This is a genomic window from Rhizobium sp. PL01 (genome assembly GCF_033447125.1).
GTDB lineage: Bacteria > Pseudomonadota > Alphaproteobacteria > Rhizobiales > Rhizobiaceae > Pararhizobium.
Window position 1 is genome coordinate 23,821 of record NZ_JAWQUM010000008.1, and the last position, 18,782, is coordinate 42,602.

Genomic DNA, 18,782 nt, shown 5'->3' on the forward strand with positions numbered 1-18,782 from the left:
GAGAAAACGGATGAACGTGCTCTCCCCCGACTTTTCAAGCCGCCATTTTTGTGCAGCTCTCCGCACAGCGACGGCAAGCCGCTACACACGACTCCATGTCTCCGACCCGTTCACAATCCTCGGCGCACCGAGCGCAGATTTCGGCGCACTCACGCCAGACGTGCTTGTGATGCTCCGAACCAATGAGCATGAAATGAGCCGAAGTTCGGCAGATTTCCGCGCAGGCCATCATGAGCCTGAAATGCTTCGGCTCGGTGTGTTCGCCGCCCATTTCCAGGCAGTGCCCCCATAGCCACCGATAAGCACTCACGATAGCAGGCGAGACAATTATCGACGCAGAGTTTCATTTCGTTTGAAAGGTGATGCATGCTCGTGCTCCCCTTCCTACTTCGCTTCCTTGTCGAGCCACTCAGTCATCTCGGCAATTTCTTTGGTCTGCGCGTCGATGATCTTCTGGGCGGTCTTTTTGGCCCATTCGTTATCACCATATTTCAGCTCGACCTCGGACATGCTGATCGCGCCCATATGATGGGCAATCATCCCGCAGACGAAGGCAACGTCGGCGTCCTTCTTCATCATGCCCTGCATCATGTTCATGTTCATCGACTTCATGCCTGCCATTGATGCCTTCTGATCGTCGGTCATCTTATCGCCCATACCCATATCACCGGACATCTTCATGCCACCCGAAGGCATGTCCATCTTCGACATGTCCATCTCGGACTTGCACTTTTCCGGGTAGGCCATCTCCGCGAAAGAGGCGGCTGGCATAATGGCGAGTATTGAAAGAGCGCCTGCTGCAGCGAGCGAATATTTTACGAGAGTTTTCATCTCTATTCTCCTGTTTGGATTCACATATTTGGATTCAGCCAATCAGCTAAGGAGCTTTGGAGGCGGGTAGACCGCACGGATCAGAAGAAGAGACAGTTCAGCTTCAGGATATGCAAAAACCTCTGCCCTCTCGAATGTTTGGATACTAACCGTCGCACATGTTGGCAAAACTGGACAACAGGTCATGTTGCTGCAGCAGGCGTGTGCTTGACCAGAATTCGAATGAGAGATGGACTGATATGATGGCGAGCAACGAGGGGCGTCGGGACTATCGTGGGCCGCCGGCATAGCTTCAAAATTTAGCAAAAGCAAAACCACCGCAATCAAGCGGTAAACGGTAATCACTCTCATAAACCTGAGCATCGACGGCGTCCCTTCGTCCGCCGGGCCAGATAGGTTTAGCGGAGATGTCACATAAACTCCTGCCCAGCAAAACGGTTCCGCCCGTAAATGATTTCCCTGCCACGCCAGCTAATCATTAACGAAATATGGTCGCAGATGAAGCTTGTCGCTTCATAGGAGCCTAACTGCACTGAACCGAGATGTCTGCAGAACGCGCCTGACGGTGGTTTTGTAGAGGATGCGTCATGCCAGATAACCCGTTATCCGGCATGACGACACGGTTACATCACCTTCTTGATTTCGGAGTACGCTCCGGAGGTCTTGAGAGTGAGTGTGACGTCGCCATTCGACCGGTTGCGCCAGAACCAACCATGCTTCCCGTCGAAAGCAGCTTGTAGTTCACCAGAGCCAGACGGTTTCGCTCGCCCCTTTTCGTAGCTAATAGTCTCACCGCTGTTGCCGTCGGCATGCATGTCAAAGTTCACGACCCCACCTTCTGCAGTCCACTCGTAGGCGGCCTTCGCTCCTGCCGTCATCGTCAGTTTGATCTCAGTCGCCTCACCCGGCTTCAGCATTACGGACATCTCATCCTGACGCACCTCCTGGGCAAATGCCGCCCGGACGCCAAATTCCTGGATCAGGCGATCCATCAGGCTCGAACCCTGCTGCGGCGTGGCTCTGATCGTGGCTGGGACTTGCATTTCCTGCGTTTTCTTGAGATCGGCTTCAGCCTCTTCTGCGAGCTGGGTTTTGATCTCTCCCATCTCAGTCAGACCAAGAACGCTGCCTGTTCCAGTCGGGTCAATGCCGTATTCAGACGGCAAGACAACGGTGACAAGAATGACAACCGCAACAGCAGCGGCCATGACCGTGGACTTCACCAATTGCTTCGCGGACGGTAGTTCGCCCGGAGCCGGTGTTTGGGAATTAAACAATGTGGTTTCCTTTTCTGATTAAGCGACGAAATAGCCAGTGAGCTGATATCCGATCAGCACGAACCCGGCGGTCATCATGAGGACGTTGGCGCTGTAGGCATGTCGGATGAAGCTGGGCGTCTTCCTCCAAAAGCTCATGCCAATGAGGATGATCGCAAGCGCGACCAGCTGACCGATCTCGACGCCCAGGTTGAATGCGAGCAGGTTGGGAACGAGCCCATCCTGGGCGATTTCGTATTCCAGGATTTTTGTCGCGAGCCCAAGGCCATGAAAGAAGCCGAAGATCAGGGTGGCGAGCTTCGTGTCCGGTTGATAGCCGAACCATCGCTGGAAGGCACCGAGGTTATCGAGCGCCTTGTAGACGACTGACAGACCGATGATCGCATCAATCAGGTAGGAGCTGACGTTCCACCCGAAATAGACGCCCAGAAGCATGGTCGCCGAATGTCCAATGGCAAACAGGCTGACGTAGATGCCGATGTGTTTCAGCCTGTAGAGGAAGAAAATCACGCCGAAGAGGAACAACAGGTGATCGTATCCGGTCACCATGTGCTTCGCCCCGAGGTAGATAAACGGGATCAGGTGGACGCCAGTGATTTCCTGGATGTAACCCTTATCGCCCTCAGCGACGGCATGTGCTGCCGCCGTTCCCGCCCAGGCGAATACCGAAATTAAGGCAAGGAAAAGCTGGAGAACGAACGGTCGGGACAAAAACCGACCGCTGCCTCCAAGAGGTGGTTGTTTCATATGGAATTTCCGTGATTGCGTTGAACACGCCGCCGGAGCGGCACTTGTCAGATCAACGCCACGGTACGCGGAGGACGATCAATGCCGTAAAGCCGTCCGGCGGCTAATCGCTCGGAAATAACACCATAGGATGGAGTGGACCGGAAGCGACTTTCGATACCAACAGCTGCCACAAGGCCTGCTTTATCGTGAGTATGGTCAGCGTGATGATGGTCTGCATTCTTGTCCGACGATATGTCAACGTCGAGATCGCCGTGGCTATGAGTATGAGCATGATCGTGATCAACCGTCTCTACGACAACGGCCACAGAATGCAGCTGTGGGGCATGATCGCCCATCCCAGCAAGCGCTAGGAACAGGACCGCGATCCCCGCCATAAATGCGGTGAGAACGTTAAGCGGTGTTTTAGTCGAGCGAAGCAGCATAGTCGAACTGTTACCCCGCTTCTGGAATTTGGACAAGACGATCCACTTGAAATATCCTCTCCAGGGGGATAGGTAGGAAAGATGACGGAACATCGACACGACACTCATCCGGAAATTGTCAAACGGCTGAAGCGAGCCGAGGGACATCTCAAAAGTGTAATTGCGATGATCGAGGGCGGCCGACCATGTCTGGACATCGCCCAACAGCTTCAGGCCGTCGAAAAGGCGATTACCAACGCCAAGCGAACACTGATCCAGGACCACCTCGATCATTGCCTTGATGAAGCGGTCGGGCCGCTCGGCGGCGACCAACGACGGACCATCGACGAGTTCAAGACGATCACCAAATACCTTTGATCAATCAGTGCGCGACCATCAAGGCGTCGCGACACGGAAGAGCAATGTGAGCAGACTATGTGGAATAAAGTTCTCGACTGGTTTGGATTTGGCAGCCACAGCGACAGCCACTCCCCCCGGGGTCACGATAATCACGGACCGCACGGCCATACGCATGGTGTGATTGACGCGACGATTGCCACGACAGGCCGTGGCATCTGGGCCATCAAATGGTCGTTTGTCATCCTTGCCTTGACGGCGGCGATGCAGATCGTGGTGGTCCTGATATCTGGTAGCGTCGCATTGCTCGCCGACACGATCCACAATGTGGCCGACGCCACGACGGCAATTCCGCTTTGGATCGCTTTCGTCTTGGCTCGGCGGAAGCCAACGAAAACGTTCACCTATGGTCTGGGTCGGGTGGAAGACCTCGCTGGCATCATCATAGTCGTGATTATTCTGCTCAGCGCGTTGGTCGCCGGATACGAAGCGATTCACCGTCTCATCGATCCTCAACCTGTTTCTAATCTGGGCTGGCTGATTGGAGCTGGCATTGTCGGCTTTATTGGAAACGAAGTTGTCGCCGTCTTCCGCATCCGGGTTGGGCGGGAAATCAACAGTGCGGCTCTTATCGCCGACGGATACCACGCTCGCACGGACGGTCTGACCAGTCTAGCCGTCGTTGCCGGTGCCATAGGCGTCTGGTTTGGCTTTCCGCTCGCCGATCCCATTGTCGGCCTCCTCATTACACTGGCGATCTTCGGCATTGTCTGGCAGTCCGCTCGTTCAGTGCTGACAAGGATGCTGGATGGTGTTGAGCCGGGCGTTATCGACGAGATCGAGCACGCCGCAGCGCACATCAAAGGCATCGACAAGGTAAAAGAGGCTAAAGCACGCTGGCTCGGCCACGAGCTTCATGTCGATGTGGCGGTGATCATCGACGAAAGTGTTCTGCTCGCGGAGGCCAACGTCATTACTGGTAATCTCCAGACTGAACTTTTCGCCCATATCCCGGCGCTAGCCGTCGCGACAGTCAGGATCGTTGCGCCGGAGCCACAGGGACAACATCATGCCCCAGACCCATTCCAAGTGAGCGGCAAGCTGGCACAAGGCCTCCTGAAAATCGTCGACACCCCAGACGGGGAACGGTTTCGCCTCCAGTTATCCCGCCACGCCGAGGGCCTCTCCGCAACCGTGGCAATCCAGCGGGACGGTGGGATGATTGAGAAGCACGCATTGCTTCCCGTCGAGGGCAACCACCATTTGCTGCAGAGCTTTGAAGCCCCGGCCGAGCCGCACGAGTTCGACGCCGAGCTAGTGCTCGCCAACGGCGCGGACAGCGAACGGCTTTCGTTCAAGATGCTTGAGCCCGAGGGGCACCATCATTAGGAACCGGACGCGAGCATTCACGCATGAGTGATCTCGCAGCCTATATGGGCTTGTTTCTCGTCGCGTTCGCGGCGGCGACAATTCTGCCATTTCAGTCGGAGGCGGTCTTCGTCGGACTCCTCCTGACTGGGAACTATCCGACCGCCCTTTTGGTTGCCGTCGCCAGTGCCGGAAACGTCCTCGGGTCCGTTGCGAACTGGCTGCTCGGCATCGGTATCGAGCGCTTCAAAGACCGAGCCTGGTTCCCCGTCGGGACCGAACGGCTTGCGCAAGCGCAGCGTTGGTACCAACGATATGGAAAGTGGTCGTTGCTTGGGAGCTGGCTGCCGATCATTGGCGATCCGCTCACTGTAATTGCTGGCGTGCTGAGGGAGCCGTTCTGGATGTTCCTTTTCTTGGTCACAATCGCCAAGGTTTCCCGCTACCTAGTGCTGACGGCCGTCGCGCTGAGTTGGATGTGATCCGTGTGGCAGTTCGTCATTGATATACAGCGCGACATCTATCAGGGCTTCGGCGACCACATCAAGGCATTTGCCAGCGGGACCCGCTGGAGCGCTTTCCTCGCCTTCCTCCCGATGAGAATCGCGTTCGGAGCCATTCATGCGATGACGCCGGGCCACAGCAAGTCGGTCCTCGCGACCTATCTGGCCGGTTCGTCGGCGGGAATGCTTCGCGGCCTTTTAGTATCGCTCGCGCTGTCGTTCATGCATGTCACGATGTCCGTTATCGTCGCGCTTTTCTCCCTCCCTTTGGTCTCGATCATGCGGCGTTAGGTAGCAAAGACCACCAAACATAGGTTAGATGGCTGACCTTGAGGCAGAATCTGGCGCGGATTTTTTCGAGACTTCGGAGCAGTTCATGCAATGGCCGTTCCAAACATAAGCCACTACCATCCCGGTCGCGACTGCCATCCAGCTGGGAATCCCAGTTCGCTTATGCTAACGCCGGGAAACGCGTTGAAGGTCGAAATGAGGTCGTTCTTCCAGTTGTTAGGTAGCGATGTCACGTTTTGCATGTAGTTCATCAACGTAGCGGCAGAGTAGAACGAATGCGCATCCAAAAATTTCAGTTTGTTTTCCTTGGAGTTTTGTGGCCCGGCCACAAACTTGTGGTTCAACAGTCGACTGTGATGCGCGACGGTATTTCTGACGACCGTGAGCGTATGCAGCCATGAGCCGAAGACTTCGACATTCGTAACCCGGTACTTCGCCGAAATGCTTTTTTTATCGCCCGAGTTCTTCAACGCGTCGTATGTCAGTGACCACATCCCAAAGGTAACGCACTCTGCGACGTTCCAACTTGGTGGAAGATACGGTTCGTCGAACTTCCTGTAGTAATGTTTCACGAACTGCGCGGCTGATCGACCAACCTCTTCCTCGACCTTTCGGACCAGCTTACCGGGCGACCATTTTTCGGTCTTGTTAAAGAGGTCGTGACGGAGGAACCAGTGCGGTCCATATGTGCTACTGAGGTGGTTGGCGATGTTGGATCGCACGGATGTTTCCAGACGCGTGATCGCCGCAAATGTATGGAATCTCAAATGGCGGTCGAACTCGTAGCGCTCCGCAATCTGCTCGAAACAATAGCCCTTTGGGAATTCCTTCGTTGAATGATCAAGCAAGTGATAGTAGTAGCCCTTTAGGCGATAACCGCCCACATGCTGTAGGTAGGAAAGCGCTTGCGGCTCGTTTGAAACCACAAGACCTCGGTCTTGCAATTTCGTAAGTTGCTGAAGGGGAGTGAACGAGACTTTATTAAAAGGAATTTTAAACAACAAAAAACCCGCCATTTTGCACGCCTCTTTCGAGGACGCCCCCCGGAGAGAGCACGTGTGGACGGGTCTTGTTGATGCAAAACGTAGAGCATCCCCCAGCCTGTGTCAACCCCATCCGTAACGTGCACTAGCCACTAATGCATATTACGGGTAAAGCAATAATTACCGGTGCACTGATAGCTTGCTTGCTGCGCACTCTGCCTTGGCCAAGCTAGTCGAGATATCTTTCAGTCAAGCCGACCGCCTGCGCATCAAGGATCAAAAAAGCTTCACTGAAGCGGGAAAGGGTGAAGACGGCGAATAAACCGACGACGACCCAGTAGTTTAAAGGTAAGCGGACAAGCTCGGAGCGGCTGAACGGCATGCGAACCTGTCGCAACCCCGGCTGTCGCTCCGGCTCTCTGACAGCGAAAACAACCAAGAGAAATGACAGGGCGGCCGGGATAACAGCGATCCAGAAAACGATGGCAAACTGATAACTGGCACCTCGAAGATGAACAGGACTGATGTCGGCGATGAGCGCGTCACGGGCGCTCCCCTGATACCTTTTCCAACTCTATCGATGAACCTCGCCGAGATGAGCCAACTGATCGAGGGCGCGAGCGGAAACACCGGCTTGGTCAGCGCCGCCATACCGTAACCAACTGCAACAAGCGGGTTTCGTTTTCCAAGCCAATCGCTGAGAGCGCCGGAAAAAACCTTCGTGATGGAGGCTGTCGCTTCGGCAATGCCTTCTATGATCCCGACCGTCAGCGCCGAGGCTCCGAGCACCGTAACCATGTAGACTGGTAGCAGTTCGTGGATCATCTCGGATGAGACATCCATCAGCAAAGACACAAAGCCAAGCGCCCAAATCCCCTTCGGGACTTCGCGCCAAATTGACGACCTGGTGCTGGAAATGCGGGCCATTCTCAAAAAACCATTCAGAGCAAACCGCAGCTTATGTCATCGCAATCTGGATATTTATAGATTTGGATCGCCATACAACGCTGACAGCTTCCTGTCCGGATTATCTGACAGAGGGCTGAATGGGCTTATCCGTAGGTCAAGAACGTTGAGTACGACGGCCGTTCAATGGGTGGCTATTGCATAACAGTCGGCCAAGCGCTTGACAGTATCGGGAGATCGTTTCAAAACACCATCCATGGGGTCGCGATCACCCCACGAGGCGACAGCCGAAGTATCGCGTCCAACAACCGATCAACGGAAGGACGCGTCATGTCTTCACTATTGGAAATTTCCCCCGACAAACTTGCCCGCCTTATCGGCACACCAAAATGCCCGACCCTCATCGATGTCCGCATAGAAGAGGACTTCGATGCCGATCCGCGCATGATACCCGGCTCAATCCGGCGGGACTACCGCACACTCGATACCTGGATCGGCTCGTTGGATGGAATCTCGGCGATAGTCATCTGCCAGCGCGGCCAGAAGCTCAGCCACGGCGTTGCAGCGTGGCTGCGGCAGACCGGAATACCAGCGGACACTCTGGAAGGCGGTTTCGAGGCATGGATCGCCCAGAAGCTCCCCGTCGTTCCTGTGAGCCTCCTGCCTCCTCGGAATGCCGCCGGACAGACTGTCTGGGTCACACGTGCGCGGCCCAAAATCGACCGGATCGCCTGCCCCTGGCTCATCCGCCGCTTCGTCGATCCGAGCGCCGTCTTCCTGTTCGTGCCGCCGTCCGAGGTCGTACTGGTCGCAGACCGCTTCGGAGGCGCTCCGTTCGACATTGAGGCGGACATCAAATGGAGCCATCGCGGCGAGCTTTGCACCTTCGATGTCATGGTGGAGGAATTTGGTATCTCGTCCCCACCTCTCCTCCGTCTGGCAACCATTGTGCGCGGCGCAGACACGTCCCGTCTCGATCTAGCCCCCGAGGCACCCGGCCTGCTTGCGGCTTCGCTTGGGCTCTCGCGGATGTTTGCCGACGATCACGAGCAGATGGAAGCGGGCCTCCTTCTATACGATGCCTTCTATCGCTGGTGCAGAGATGCAACTGACGAGACGCACAATTGGCCAGCAGGAAAGAAGGGAGCCTGACATGACCAACATTATTGATCAGGCCGCCCCGACTGCGGCCTCGAAAACCTATGACCACGGAATCTCGTTCGGCGAAGCCTTCCGCGTCTGGCTGCGGATTGCCGCGCTGAGCTTCGGCGGTCCGGCAGGACAGATCGCCGTCATGCACCTTATACTCGTCGACGAAAAGCGTTGGATCGGTGAGCATCGTTTTCTACATGCCCTCAACTATTGCATGTTACTGCCCGGACCTGAGGCACAGCAGCTCGCCATCTATATCGGCTGGCTTTTGCATCGCACGGCGGGCGGTCTGGTTGCGGGCATCCTGTTCGTTCTGCCTGGGTTTCTCGCCATCCTCGGGCTCAGCTACATCTATGCGGACTTCGGCAATGTCACCGTGGTCGAAGGGCTGTTCTTTGGACTGAAGGCTGCGGTGCTCGCCGTCGTCGTTCAGGCGGTGTTCCGGATTGGCAGCCGAGCGCTCAAGAACAGGTTGATGATCGGCATCGCGACGGCCGCCTTCGTCGCGATCTTCGTGTTCCGCATGCCTTTCCCGCTGATCATCCTGACGGCAGGCATCGTCGGCTACATCGGCGGCCGGTCCGGTTCGCCGCTGTTCCGTGTCGGCGGCGGCCACAAAGCGGGATCAGGACCAACACTAAAGGACGAGGACTCGGCTCTCGGCGAAGAGACACCAGCCCACGCTCGCCCAAACCTTGCTTGGTCACTCAAAGTGTCGGCCGTCTTTCTCATATTATGGCTTGTTCCGGTTGCGCTGCTTTACGTCTACCTCGGACCGGAGGACGTCTTCACCCAGATCGGCGTCTTCTTCAGCAAAATGGCCGTGGTGACCTTCGGCGGAGCCTATGCGGTACTTGCCTATGTCGCGCAGGAAGCTGTCCAGCATTTCGGGTGGCTTAAACCCGGCGAAATGCTTGATGGTCTCGGAATGGCCGAAACGACACCAGGCCCGCTGATTATGGTTGTGCAGTTCGTCGGCTTTATGGGCGCTTACCGCGATCCGGGTTCAATCAGTCCGATGATGGCAGCGACGCTTGCGGCGATCCTGACAACATGGGTGACGTTCATCCCGTGTTTCCTGTGGATTTTCCTCGGAGCGCCATTCATCGAAAAGCTGCGCGGTAACGTCGCTCTGACGGGCGCGATGTCGGCGATCACTGCGGCTGTCGTTGGCGTCATCCTTAACCTTGCCGTTTGGTTTGCCCTACACACGCTGTTTGCGCAGGTCACCACCCGACAAATCGGGCCAATCTCGATTGACGTTCCGGTGATGACTTCGATTGTCCTTCCGTCGCTGGTGCTATCGCTAGCAGCGGCGGCCGCCATTTTCCGCTTTAAAGCGTCGGTGATCGGCACTCTGCTGGTCTGCGCCCTGGCGGGAATGGCTTGGACGCTTACAACTGTGGCGGCATGACATCGACCGAATTAGCCGATCCCTGACTAAGCCTGCAAGGACGAGCCATAGACTTCGCAGTTGAAACGGCGATCAGCTGCGAGCGGGCTGGAACAGTTCAACGAGATTCCCGGAAGGGTCGACCAAAAGGATTTGTGATCCACCAGGGGCCGTGACGATGTCGTTAGGGAACTGAACTCCGGCAATACGCAGGCTAGCGACGTCGGCAGGCAAATCATCGACGATGAGGTGAATGCGGTTCCAGCCACCTGGGAGCGGTTGTTCGCCATCGGGCATTGGGCGTCCCGCCGAACTCGTCGGCCCGCTGAGCAAAAGCCGCAACGATCCGCGCTTGATGTCTGCAAAAGCGGGTGCGTGGCTGGAAATAAGCGAGAAGCGTAGGTGTTTGGTGTACCATTCGACGGCAGCTTCGACGTCGTCGACCATGTAGCGCAAATTGACGATAGTCTGTGACATTCCCGCCTCCTGGATTGAGTATCCCACGTTAAATGCTCCGCCGTTTTCCATAGGGACCGCTATGGCTATCAGCCGGATAGCGGGTGGATCGGAAAAGATGGAAGTGCGCCCGAATTCTACAGAGTAAACTCCAGTGATTGAAGTGGATGTCCGCGATCCACCAAGCCCGTCATTCCCACCAAAATTCGCTTGGCACTTTTGTTGACCTTGCCACCGTTGGAAGGCTTACAAAGGTTTCATAGTGCTTCATCGGCGGAATGTTCCCTTGTGCAGCGCCACATAAACGACGCGAATCATCGGCTAGATGAAGCTCGCAATTGACAACTTCCGGACTGATGGTAGTCCTCGGGCATGGGTATGTATCGAATCACATTGGCAAAAATGCTGGTTCTGCTTCGGTTGGTGATCATCGCATCACTGACTGGATACTCATTGCCCACTGCTTCGGCAGCAATGCATGGGCCGATGTCGACATCCACAACCGTCCAATCTGACGACCACCACGAGATGGCAAACGGCGATCACGTCCATGGAGACGAAAGCGCATCTCCGGATGATATGCAAAAAATTGCGAAGACGGAGTGCTGTAAAGACTTCTGCGTGAGTTTTGCGATTGTCGCGACCGGCGATGTGGACGGCGGCCCCGTCGTGATGGATTCCATCCGCAATTTCATCGACGACAATCGTGTCGTCGGCGAACTCGTTCCGCTGCATCGTCCCCCTAATATCTGAATAGGACACGCCCGTCCTTACGGGTCTGAACGTGCGTAGATGGGTGTTATTGCTCGCTGCGCCGCTGCCATCTCCTATTCGGATTACACCATGAAACCTATATTTCTGGTGGTTGCCTTGCCGCTTTTCACAAGCGGCTGCGCTGCCACGTTGCCCCCTGAAGTCATTGCTTCGGGCGACCTTGCCGACCTCCCGGTCGACGTTCGTCCCGTCCATTATCATAGCCCCGTTACGGGCTACACGCACCGCGTCCCGGTCGATCCGAAACCGTGGCGAAACCAGAACGACGCGCAGGCCCCAGACGGAGGCGCGTCATGAACGTTACGAAACTCAAGCTTGCGGCGACTGTCGCGCTCCCGCTTATTCTCGGTGGATGCGTCTCGGCAGCGGAGTATTCCCAGAAGAACTCCGGTTTCTCGTCCGTATACAACAAAACCGCAGAAGCGACTGGAAAAGACACGGTCTGGATTCAGAACCGCCACGATGCCCAGGCCGTCTCGGGTCGGGTAAAGTCGTTGCTGGCGAAGAAAAACGTCGACGTCGAGACAGCGGTGCAAGTCGCCCTCCTCAACAACAAGGGCCTCCAGGCAGCCTATACCGATCTCGGTGACTCTGCTGCGGATGCATGGCAGTCGACCATGCTCGTGAACCCGACAGTCGAAGTGGGATTGATCGGAATTGGCACGCCGGGGCTTGAAGCATTCAAGACCGTCGAAGGCGTGATCGCCACCAACCTCCTGGCCCTCGCCACGCACAAACGGAACGTGGGTATTGCCGATACCGAGTTCCGCAAGGCCCAGCTCAATGCGGCCCTCCAGACTTTGCAGCTCGCCGCCGATACCCGGCGGGCGTGGATCAACGCCGTTGCCTCCTGGGAAACGGTCGCCCAGCTCAACCAGGCGCAGGCGGCGGCAGACGCGGCTTCGGACCTTGCGCAAAAACTAGGCGAAACAGGTGCACTGACCAAGGGCGGCCAGGCGCGCGAGCACGTGTTCTATGCCGAATTGGCGGGTCAGACGGCAAAGGCCAGACTTGAGGTCCGCCTCGCGAAAGAGGAGCTGACTCGATTGATGGGGTTGTGGGGTGTGGAAGCTGACTACCAGATTCCCAATCGCCTGGCACAGCTCCCGAAGGGTCTGATCAAGCGAGACCTGATCGAGGCGGAAGCACTCCAACGTCGCGTGGACCTGCAGATGGCCAAGCTCGATCTCGACGCCACGGCCAAGTCTTACAAACTTACGGAAGCAACGCGATACGTGACCGATCTCGAAATCCTGACGGGGTTCGAGACTGAACGTGAATTGGAGGACGGCGAGAAGAACGTCGACACGACCGGTAACGTCGCGCTGGAGTTCGTCATTCCGATCTTCGACAGCGGCAAGGCCCGAATGCGGAAAGGCGAGCTGTCCTACATGCGTGCCGCGAACCTGCTGGCGGAAAAAGCGGTGAACGTTCGTTCCGAGGCACGGTCCGCCTACCAGGCCTACCGCTCGAACTACGATATCGCCCGACACTACCGCGACAGCGTCGTGCCGTTGCGGACCAAGATCGAGGAAGAGTCCCTCCTCACTTACAACGGCATGATCACCAACACGTTCGAACTGCTCGCCGACAGCCGGGAAAAGGTCAACTCGATCCTCCTGGCCGTCAACGCAAAACGCGATTTCTGGTTGGCCGAAGCCAATCTCGCGCCTGCCATTTATGGCGGCGGCGCGGGCGCTGCCGGGGGCGAAACGGAAGTCGCAGCGGCTGCCGAACGCGGCGGCGGTCACTAGGAAAGGACACAGACATGTTCAACAGAAGACAGATGCTCGGCGCAGGCGCAGCCCTCGTTTCGACTGCCGCCTGGGCGAAGACCTCCAACATGGGGCTGCCAGAGGCTGCAGTGATGGAAACCGCCGAAACGCAGACGCCCGTCCGGCCCTCATCGGGACCAGATTACACCCCCGTCGTAACCCTGAACGGCTGGACGTTACCGCATCGCATGAACAACGGCGTCAAGGAATTCCACCTCGTCGCCGAACCCGTCGAGCGCGAGATGGCCGAGGGAATGACCGCCCATCTCTGGGGCTACAACGGCCAGTCGCCAGGCCCGACCATCGAGGCGGTCGAAGGCGACCGCGTTCGCATCTTTGTGACGAACAAGCTGCCGGAACATACCACCATCCACTGGCACGGCATGATCCTTCCGTCCGGAATGGATGGGGTCGGCGGGCTGTCGCAACCGCACATTCCGGTCGGCAAGACCTTCGTCTACGAGTTCGACCTCGTGAAATCGGGCACCTTCATGTACCACCCGCATTCGGACGAAATGGTCCAAATGGCCATGGGAATGATGGGTATGTTCATCATCCATCCCAAGGACGAGAAGTTCATGCCGGTGGACCGGGACTTCGTATTCCTGCTCAGCGCCTATGACATTGACCCCGGCACCTACGTTCCGCGCATCATGGAGATGACGGACTTCAACCTGTGGGCCTGGAACAGCCGCATCTTCCCAGACATCAGCCCGCTTGTGGTCTCCAAGGATGACAGGGTCAGGGTCCGGGTGGGCAATCTCACCATGACCAACCATCCGATCCACATGCACGGCTACGACTTCGAGGTCACGTGCACGGACGGGGGCTGGGTGCCGCCGGAAGCCCGCTGGCCCGAGGTGAGCATCGACATCCCGGTCGGCGCGATGCGGGCCTACGAGTTCGATGCCAAATACGTCGGCGACTGGGCGATCCATTGCCACAAGTCGCACCATACGATGAACGCCATGGGACATGACATCCCGACCTTCATCGGCGTCGACAAGAAGGCAGTCGCGGAAAAGATCAGGAAACTCCGCCCCGAATACATGCCGATGGGGACTGCTGGCATGGCCGACATGGGCGAGATGGAAATGGAAATTCCGGAGAACACCGTTGCGATGATGACCGGATGGGGTCCACACGGTCCCATAGAGATGGGGGGCATGTTCTCCGTCGTCAAGGTCCGCGAGGGCATCGCGGCCGACGATTACACCGATCCCGGCTGGTACGAAAACCCACCCGGTACGCAGGCCTGGGAGTGGACGGGTGAGCTTCCCGACACGCCCAAGGCCAAGGATGCCAAAACCCAGATCACGCCAAAGCCGATGAAGCACGGCTGATCTCATCTCCCAACCAACCAAAGGACTGAATCATGAAGACTGCAATTATCGCATTGTTCCTCGCGGCGCTCGCGTCTCCGGCCCTCGCCTCCGGCTCACATGCTGGTGGTCACGGCGAAGCCATGGCTGTCGGTGAGCCCGGCAAGAAGGCACAGGCCACCCAGACCATCCGCGTGTCCATGAAGGAGACGGACGACGGCAAGATGATCTTCACCCCAAACACCTTCAAGGTCCGCAAAGGTCAAACCATCGTCTTCTCCATCAAGAACGCTGGCGAGCTGGACCACGAGTTCGTCCTCGACCAGGAAGACAAGATCATCGAGCACAAGGCCGTGATGGAGAAGTTCCCGGAGATGGAACACGACGACCCGAACGCGATCCGTTTGGCCGCTGGAAAATCCGGCGAGATTATCTGGAAGTTCACCAACGACGGCACCTTCAAGATCGCCTGCCTGGTTCCCGGCCACTACGACGCCGGAATGCACGGCGACGTGACCGTGGCCAAGAAGTAACCCGATACAAGGAGATATGGACATGAAAACATTCATCAAGGTCGCCTCTGCGACGGTTCTCGCCTTCACGCTGGCTTCCGGGGTTTTTGCTGCCGAATTCACCAAGGGCACGGTCAAGAAGGTCGACGCCAGGGCGAAGAAGGTCACTCTCATCCACGAGGAACTGAAGGACCTTCAAATGCCCGCGATGACCATGGTGTTCCGCGTCAAGGACGATGCAATGCTTGAGAAGCTCAAGGAAGGCGCGAGCATCGAATTCGTCGCCGAGCGCGTCGAGGGCAAGCTGACCGTCACGGAAATCAAGTAACGCGATCGGGCCGAGCGTTCCAAACGCTCGGTCCGTCCAAGATCATCCTTCGGATCGACAGTTGTCGATCGTGCCGACGTGGATCAATGAATCAAAAATCATCGCCCTTCAGCAACAGTGCGTCGACGCGGGAAATACGGTCGGCCTCGCTGCGGTTCGTCGTCCTTGCAATCCTGTTCGCCAACTTGGTGTTCGGCGACGACCTCGCCAGTTTTACGACCCATGTCATCGTGAGTCTGGTTTATCTGGTCGTGGGCGTCGCATCCGTCGCATCGGCCGTCTATTTCCCGAAACAGAGGCACCTCGGCACCACATTCGTGACGCTCGACGCGGCACTCGTGGTCGTCGTTCTCTATGAACACATTCTGGCTAGCCCGATCACGGAAGACCACAACCTTACGACATCGAGCCTGGTCGTGTCCTTCATCCTTCTGAACCACGTCGCCCTGAAGCTCGACCGGAGGCTGATCGTCTTGTTTTCGACGATAGTGGTGTCGGCATGGGTACTGATGCTTGCCGTGATGGCGTTTCGTCACCACTCCAGCACCCCAGGGACAATGCTCTCTAACTTCTTCAACCAGGACCTCGGTCTGACGATGAGTTTCGCTTTCACCGCGCTGGCCGTATATCTGTTGGCTCGCGATCACGACCGCACCATCAGGCAGGCTTTGAGGATCGAGGAGAAGCGAATGAACCTGTCGCGCTTCTTCTCGCCAAGGGTCGTCGCCGATCTTCAAACTGCCAGTGCCACGCTAGACCTCGAGCGACGGGACGCGGCGATCATGTTTGTAGACATCCGCGATTTCACATCATATGCGGAAACTGCTTCGGCACGAGAGCTTGCCCGCGTCCTCGGCGGGTATCGGCACATCGTCGCCGGCACTGTATTCGCCTATGGCGGGACCGTGGACAAATTCATCGGCGATGGCGTGATGGCGGTGTTCGGGCAACCCAGGCCGAAGGTGGACGATGCGCAGCGGGCACTGGCGTGTGCCTTGGCTTTGACCGCGGCACTCGACGACTGGCGCAACGACAGCATCGGCAAGGGTGGCCCCCGTTTGGATGTGGGGATCGGCTTGCACTATGGCACGGTTCTCGGCGGCGTCCTTGAAAGCGGCTTCCATGACGAGTTCACCGTGATCGGAGACGCCGTCAACGTCGCCCAACGCCTCGAGTCGCTGGCGAGTCTTTTGAAGTCGCCACTCGTGGTTTCGGAGCGCGTGATCGAAGAAGTGCCGAATATGTTCGGGGCCAATGAATGGGTGTACACAAACGGCGTCAATATCCCAGGCAGGAAAGCGTCGCTCAACATCGCCTATATTCGTCGTGCTGCCGATCTCGTGCCGCCGGCCGGCTATGAAACCGGGGACATGCAGACCGATTTCCAAAGGTCTTCTTTCCAGTCGCTTCCTGCAACACCACTCGTTGGAACGTAAACCGCCCCACCAACGAAGACCTTGCCGGCACCGTCGCATTTCACACGGACGTCGTGGCTTCCCCGGTCGATGTACCTGACCGATCCCGCGCTATCGAATTCGGTCAGGCCGACGGTCACATCGAAGTCGTAGTCCCGAACAAGCGATGTCTGCAGCGATGTCACGGTTAGATTGACGGTAACGTCGTCCTGGAAATGCGAGACGTGAAATGGCGACCGTTCTGCAGCCTGTGCCCCAAAAACGGATAAGATAATTGCGGCAGGAAATAGGAAGATCGCACGGTTCCACATTGACCCCTCCCAAGGCAAGCGACGAAAAGAGTATACACCAATCAAAAGAGGCGGCGTTATTTATAACAGATATGCGAGCGGCGGTCGAAGATTTGCTATGGGCCGCAATTCGTCCGTCAGTTTGGATGTGACGAACGTCCACAGCTAGCTCGTGGTTGATTTCAACAATCGCGTGCCTCGGTACTCACCGCCAAAATCACTACAGGTCAGGTCGGTATTGTGATTGCCAACGATTAATCTTGCCATGCAGTCATCGGAATCTGCAGCTCCGCGACCGAAAACAAAGCGAACCAGGCTCGACGAGCCCCTGTTTTTATTCATGAATCCGGCGTGTCATACCACCAGAACCGAGGCAAAGCCGCCGCCCGGAGTTCTGAAATTGGTAGTCTGACCTTGATAAAGGCGTGTGGCCGCGAGCAGCATCTTGCCATCGTAAGTATAGAGCCGCACGTCCATTTTCCGCAACCAGGTTGACGGGTCTCAAGGTTCAAGGCGAATACGGAACTGCTCCAGCGCTTTAAACCGCGACGGCGACATCATGATCAGTCGGGTCTTATCTACAGGCATACCCCTGAGCACGATGGCTGTGTTACAGCCGTGTTTTGCTTCTTCGCTTTCTACGAGAGTGTCTGGATCGGTACCAGGATCAAATATTTTCTGCAAATCCCGGTTCTGGCCTTGCTCTTGTTCCTGCCGCGCGTGCCGGTTCCGGGGTGATGAAGACGTTGATCCTGCCGATTTCCGCGGTGGGCTTTCACATTTATCTCATGCACCGTTTTGTGCCGGAACTGCTTCTCCTGCCAGTGTCCGGAAAAATCTCCGCGCCCGCCTTTTCGGGGCGCGCCATAGTTGGCGGTGTGGCCTTGGGATTGGCCGCATGGTGGGCGCAGAAAAAGCCTCTGTCGCTCCTCGCCAAACACGGCGATATTCGGATTGGAATGACGAAGGTATCGACAGCGTTCCGCCGCCCCTGGTCCACTGACCCGCACACCGCAGCCATCGATAAATGAGCAGGACAAATCTCGCAATGCCAGTAGGGGGAACCGAGCAGCGACGTTACGGCAGTGTGCGGCACGGTCGAGATTGGTGATCGGTGGAACGAACCCCAGCGTAGAGAGCGGTTTTGCTATTACTCGCGAGAAAACGCACCAAACTGTCGACTCGGTAATAGGGGTCGGAACGAGGGCTGCTCGACTGCGTTCGATCCGCGCATCAGGCATCACCCCAATTACTGCCATCTAGTTAATAGTGGCGGCCTCACCCGAGTGGCATGACCGATTTTCAATCGAGAAGCAAGGATGGACGAATCTTATGCAAGGAGTACCCCAATGGCTACCTGAGGACACCCGCGTGTCGCAATTATAGTTGATGGTCATCGATATGGTTGCGGTTACCCTCCGGCTACACCGCGTCGGCGGGGACGAGCTGCGGCATGTCCTGGACACCGGACAACCGGCGAACCGCGCCTGCCTCGACCAGCCCGCCCAGCGCTTTCTGCATGAGGTCGACGGCGTTGGCGAAGGCATCAATTGGCATGATGATCCTCTGGCGGAAAACCGGTTTCGGATTGTTTTGCCCGTCCTTTTCGGTAGCGGAAAGGCTCATCAGATCGATCCTGACAATCGAGTTTGTAACGGTAATTTCTCCGATGCCATCGGCGTAGAGTTCAGTATTCAT

20 protein-coding genes and 3 pseudogenes are annotated in these 18,782 nt (G+C 56.9%); 15 read left to right on the top strand and 8 right to left on the bottom strand.

Features of this window, described 5'->3' with window-relative positions:
- Window positions 1-34: 34 nt before the first annotated feature.
- The 4 genes and pseudogenes from R6X40_RS18830 to R6X40_RS18845 all read right to left on the bottom strand — a co-directional run bounded on the left by R6X40_RS18830 (window position 35) and on the right by R6X40_RS18845 (window position 2,855).
- A pseudogene (locus R6X40_RS18830) lies at window positions 35-368 on the bottom strand (four-helix bundle copper-binding protein).
- 16 nt (window positions 369-384) lie between these two features.
- Window positions 385-831 (bottom strand): DUF305 domain-containing protein, encoded by a 447-nt coding sequence (locus tag R6X40_RS18835; RefSeq protein WP_318415343.1) that lies wholly within the window; start codon window positions 829-831, stop codon window positions 385-387.
- Window positions 832-1,454: 623 nt separating this feature from the next.
- Window positions 1,455-2,108, bottom strand: a complete 654-nt coding sequence (locus R6X40_RS18840; protein ID WP_318415344.1) for a transmembrane anchor protein — start codon at window positions 2,106-2,108, stop codon at window positions 1,455-1,457.
- 18 nt (window positions 2,109-2,126) lie between these two features.
- Window positions 2,127-2,855 carry a HupE/UreJ family protein gene (locus tag R6X40_RS18845; protein ID WP_318415345.1) on the bottom strand — a complete coding sequence of 243 codons (729 nt, stop codon included), beginning with the start codon at window positions 2,853-2,855 and terminating at the stop codon, window positions 2,127-2,129.
- Between the two features lie 188 nt (window positions 2,856-3,043).
- Here R6X40_RS18845 and R6X40_RS18850 point away from each other — a divergent pair, with 188 nt between their 5' ends.
- The 5 genes and pseudogenes from R6X40_RS18850 to R6X40_RS18870 all read left to right on the top strand — a co-directional run.
- Window positions 3,044-3,208 carry a hypothetical protein gene (locus R6X40_RS18850; protein WP_318415346.1) on the top strand — a complete coding sequence of 55 codons (165 nt, stop codon included), beginning with the start codon at window positions 3,044-3,046 and terminating at the stop codon, window positions 3,206-3,208.
- A 153-nt stretch (window positions 3,209-3,361) separates the two neighbouring features.
- Entirely contained in the window at window positions 3,362-3,637 is a 276-nt protein-coding gene (locus R6X40_RS18855; protein WP_318415347.1) for a metal-sensing transcriptional repressor, read from the top strand.
- Window positions 3,638-3,694: 57 nt separating this feature from the next.
- The gene (locus R6X40_RS18860; protein WP_318415348.1) at window positions 3,695-5,005 is read left to right on the top strand and encodes a cation diffusion facilitator family transporter; all 1,311 of its coding nucleotides are present in this window, start codon (window positions 3,695-3,697) and stop codon (window positions 5,003-5,005) included.
- A 23-nt stretch (window positions 5,006-5,028) separates the two neighbouring features.
- Entirely contained in the window at window positions 5,029-5,466 is a 438-nt protein-coding gene (locus R6X40_RS18865; protein ID WP_318415349.1) for a YqaA family protein, read from the top strand.
- A 3-nt stretch (window positions 5,467-5,469) separates the two neighbouring features.
- Window positions 5,470-5,769: pseudogene (locus R6X40_RS18870) on the top strand (ABC transporter permease); the annotation flags it as partial.
- 122 nt (window positions 5,770-5,891) lie between these two features.
- Here the strand turns inward: R6X40_RS18870 and R6X40_RS18875 are convergent.
- Window positions 5,892-6,794, bottom strand: coding sequence for an Abi family protein (locus tag R6X40_RS18875; protein ID WP_318415350.1), 903 nt, complete (start codon window positions 6,792-6,794; stop codon window positions 5,892-5,894).
- A 463-nt stretch (window positions 6,795-7,257) separates the two neighbouring features.
- Window positions 7,258-7,688: pseudogene (locus R6X40_RS31635) on the bottom strand (MFS transporter); the annotation flags it as partial.
- A gap of 309 nt (window positions 7,689-7,997) precedes the next feature.
- On the opposite strand from R6X40_RS31635, the gene R6X40_RS18885 reads away from it, so the two are divergent.
- Entirely contained in the window at window positions 7,998-8,819 is an 822-nt protein-coding gene (locus tag R6X40_RS18885; protein ID WP_318415351.1) for a chromate resistance protein ChrB domain-containing protein, read from the top strand.
- A 1-nt stretch (window position 8,820) separates the two neighbouring features.
- Window positions 8,821-10,233, top strand: a complete 1,413-nt coding sequence (gene chrA, locus R6X40_RS18890) for a chromate efflux transporter (protein WP_318415352.1) — start codon at window positions 8,821-8,823, stop codon at window positions 10,231-10,233.
- 72 nt (window positions 10,234-10,305) lie between these two features.
- Here chrA and R6X40_RS18895 read toward each other — a convergent pair whose 3' ends face one another.
- Complete coding sequence (locus tag R6X40_RS18895; RefSeq protein ID WP_318415353.1) at window positions 10,306-10,689, bottom strand: VOC family protein; 384 nt, start codon at window positions 10,687-10,689, stop codon at window positions 10,306-10,308.
- A gap of 351 nt (window positions 10,690-11,040) precedes the next feature.
- On the opposite strand from R6X40_RS18895, the gene R6X40_RS18900 reads away from it, so the two are divergent.
- From R6X40_RS18900 to R6X40_RS18935, 8 genes are all read left to right on the top strand, one after another.
- On the top strand, window positions 11,041-11,421 hold the full coding sequence (locus R6X40_RS18900) for a hypothetical protein (RefSeq protein ID WP_318415354.1): 381 nt from the start codon (window positions 11,041-11,043) through the stop codon (window positions 11,419-11,421).
- 90 nt (window positions 11,422-11,511) lie between these two features.
- Window positions 11,512-11,739 carry a hypothetical protein gene (locus R6X40_RS18905; RefSeq protein WP_318415355.1) on the top strand — a complete coding sequence of 76 codons (228 nt, stop codon included), beginning with the start codon at window positions 11,512-11,514 and terminating at the stop codon, window positions 11,737-11,739.
- Window positions 11,736-13,196: a TolC family protein gene (locus tag R6X40_RS18910; RefSeq protein WP_318415356.1), complete on the top strand. Its 1,461-nt coding sequence runs from the start codon at window positions 11,736-11,738 to the stop codon at window positions 13,194-13,196. The genes R6X40_RS18905 and R6X40_RS18910 overlap by 4 nt, the downstream gene beginning before the upstream one ends.
- 14 nt (window positions 13,197-13,210) lie before the next feature.
- Window positions 13,211-14,560: a copper oxidase gene (locus tag R6X40_RS18915; RefSeq protein WP_318415357.1), complete on the top strand. Its 1,350-nt coding sequence runs from the start codon at window positions 13,211-13,213 to the stop codon at window positions 14,558-14,560.
- Window positions 14,561-14,592: 32 nt separating this feature from the next.
- Window positions 14,593-15,072 carry a plastocyanin/azurin family copper-binding protein gene (locus tag R6X40_RS18920; protein ID WP_318415358.1) on the top strand — a complete coding sequence of 160 codons (480 nt, stop codon included), beginning with the start codon at window positions 14,593-14,595 and terminating at the stop codon, window positions 15,070-15,072.
- A gap of 22 nt (window positions 15,073-15,094) precedes the next feature.
- A complete protein-coding gene (locus R6X40_RS18925; protein ID WP_318415359.1) occupies window positions 15,095-15,379 on the top strand; it encodes a copper-binding protein in 285 nt (94 codons plus the stop codon).
- Between the two features lie 86 nt (window positions 15,380-15,465).
- Complete coding sequence (locus R6X40_RS18930) at window positions 15,466-16,815, top strand: adenylate/guanylate cyclase domain-containing protein (protein WP_318415360.1); 1,350 nt, start codon at window positions 15,466-15,468, stop codon at window positions 16,813-16,815.
- A gap of 1,006 nt (window positions 16,816-17,821) precedes the next feature.
- A complete protein-coding gene (locus tag R6X40_RS18935) occupies window positions 17,822-18,115 on the top strand; it encodes a hypothetical protein (RefSeq protein ID WP_318415361.1) in 294 nt (97 codons plus the stop codon).
- 391 nt (window positions 18,116-18,506) lie between these two features.
- Here the strand turns inward: R6X40_RS18935 and R6X40_RS18940 are convergent, their stop codons facing one another.
- Window positions 18,507-18,782 carry a hypothetical protein gene (locus R6X40_RS18940; protein ID WP_318415590.1) on the bottom strand — a complete coding sequence of 92 codons (276 nt, stop codon included), beginning with the start codon at window positions 18,780-18,782 and terminating at the stop codon, window positions 18,507-18,509.

Bases quoted from the DNA above. Each gene is read 5' to 3' on its own strand.
- R6X40_RS18910 (WP_318415356.1), top strand. From the start codon at position 11,736: ATGAACGTTACGAAACTCAAGCTTGCGGCGACTGTCGCGCTCCCGCTT.
- R6X40_RS18835 (WP_318415343.1), bottom strand. From the start codon at position 831: ATGAAAACTCTCGTAAAATATTCGCTCGCTGCAGCAGGCGCTCTTTCA.
- R6X40_RS18925 (WP_318415359.1), top strand. From the start codon at position 15,095: ATGAAAACATTCATCAAGGTCGCCTCTGCGACGGTTCTCGCCTTCACG.
- R6X40_RS18900 (WP_318415354.1), top strand. From the start codon at position 11,041: ATGGGTATGTATCGAATCACATTGGCAAAAATGCTGGTTCTGCTTCGG.
- R6X40_RS18905 (WP_318415355.1), top strand. From the start codon at position 11,512: ATGAAACCTATATTTCTGGTGGTTGCCTTGCCGCTTTTCACAAGCGGC.
- R6X40_RS18885 (WP_318415351.1), top strand. From the start codon at position 7,998: ATGTCTTCACTATTGGAAATTTCCCCCGACAAACTTGCCCGCCTTATC.
- R6X40_RS18940 (WP_318415590.1), bottom strand. From the start codon at position 18,782: ATGAATACTGAACTCTACGCCGATGGCATCGGAGAAATTACCGTTACA.
- chrA (WP_318415352.1), top strand. From the start codon at position 8,821: ATGACCAACATTATTGATCAGGCCGCCCCGACTGCGGCCTCGAAAACC.
- R6X40_RS18875 (WP_318415350.1), bottom strand. From the start codon at position 6,794: ATGGCGGGTTTTTTGTTGTTTAAAATTCCTTTTAATAAAGTCTCGTTC.
- R6X40_RS18860 (WP_318415348.1), top strand. From the start codon at position 3,695: ATGTGGAATAAAGTTCTCGACTGGTTTGGATTTGGCAGCCACAGCGAC.
- R6X40_RS18920 (WP_318415358.1), top strand. From the start codon at position 14,593: ATGAAGACTGCAATTATCGCATTGTTCCTCGCGGCGCTCGCGTCTCCG.
- R6X40_RS18915 (WP_318415357.1), top strand. From the start codon at position 13,211: ATGTTCAACAGAAGACAGATGCTCGGCGCAGGCGCAGCCCTCGTTTCG.
- R6X40_RS18865 (WP_318415349.1), top strand. From the start codon at position 5,029: ATGAGTGATCTCGCAGCCTATATGGGCTTGTTTCTCGTCGCGTTCGCG.
- R6X40_RS18895 (WP_318415353.1), bottom strand. From the start codon at position 10,689: ATGTCACAGACTATCGTCAATTTGCGCTACATGGTCGACGACGTCGAA.
- R6X40_RS18935 (WP_318415361.1), top strand. From the start codon at position 17,822: ATGAAGACGTTGATCCTGCCGATTTCCGCGGTGGGCTTTCACATTTAT.
- R6X40_RS18930 (WP_318415360.1), top strand. From the start codon at position 15,466: ATGAATCAAAAATCATCGCCCTTCAGCAACAGTGCGTCGACGCGGGAA.
- R6X40_RS18855 (WP_318415347.1), top strand. From the start codon at position 3,362: ATGACGGAACATCGACACGACACTCATCCGGAAATTGTCAAACGGCTG.
- R6X40_RS18845 (WP_318415345.1), bottom strand. From the start codon at position 2,855: ATGAAACAACCACCTCTTGGAGGCAGCGGTCGGTTTTTGTCCCGACCG.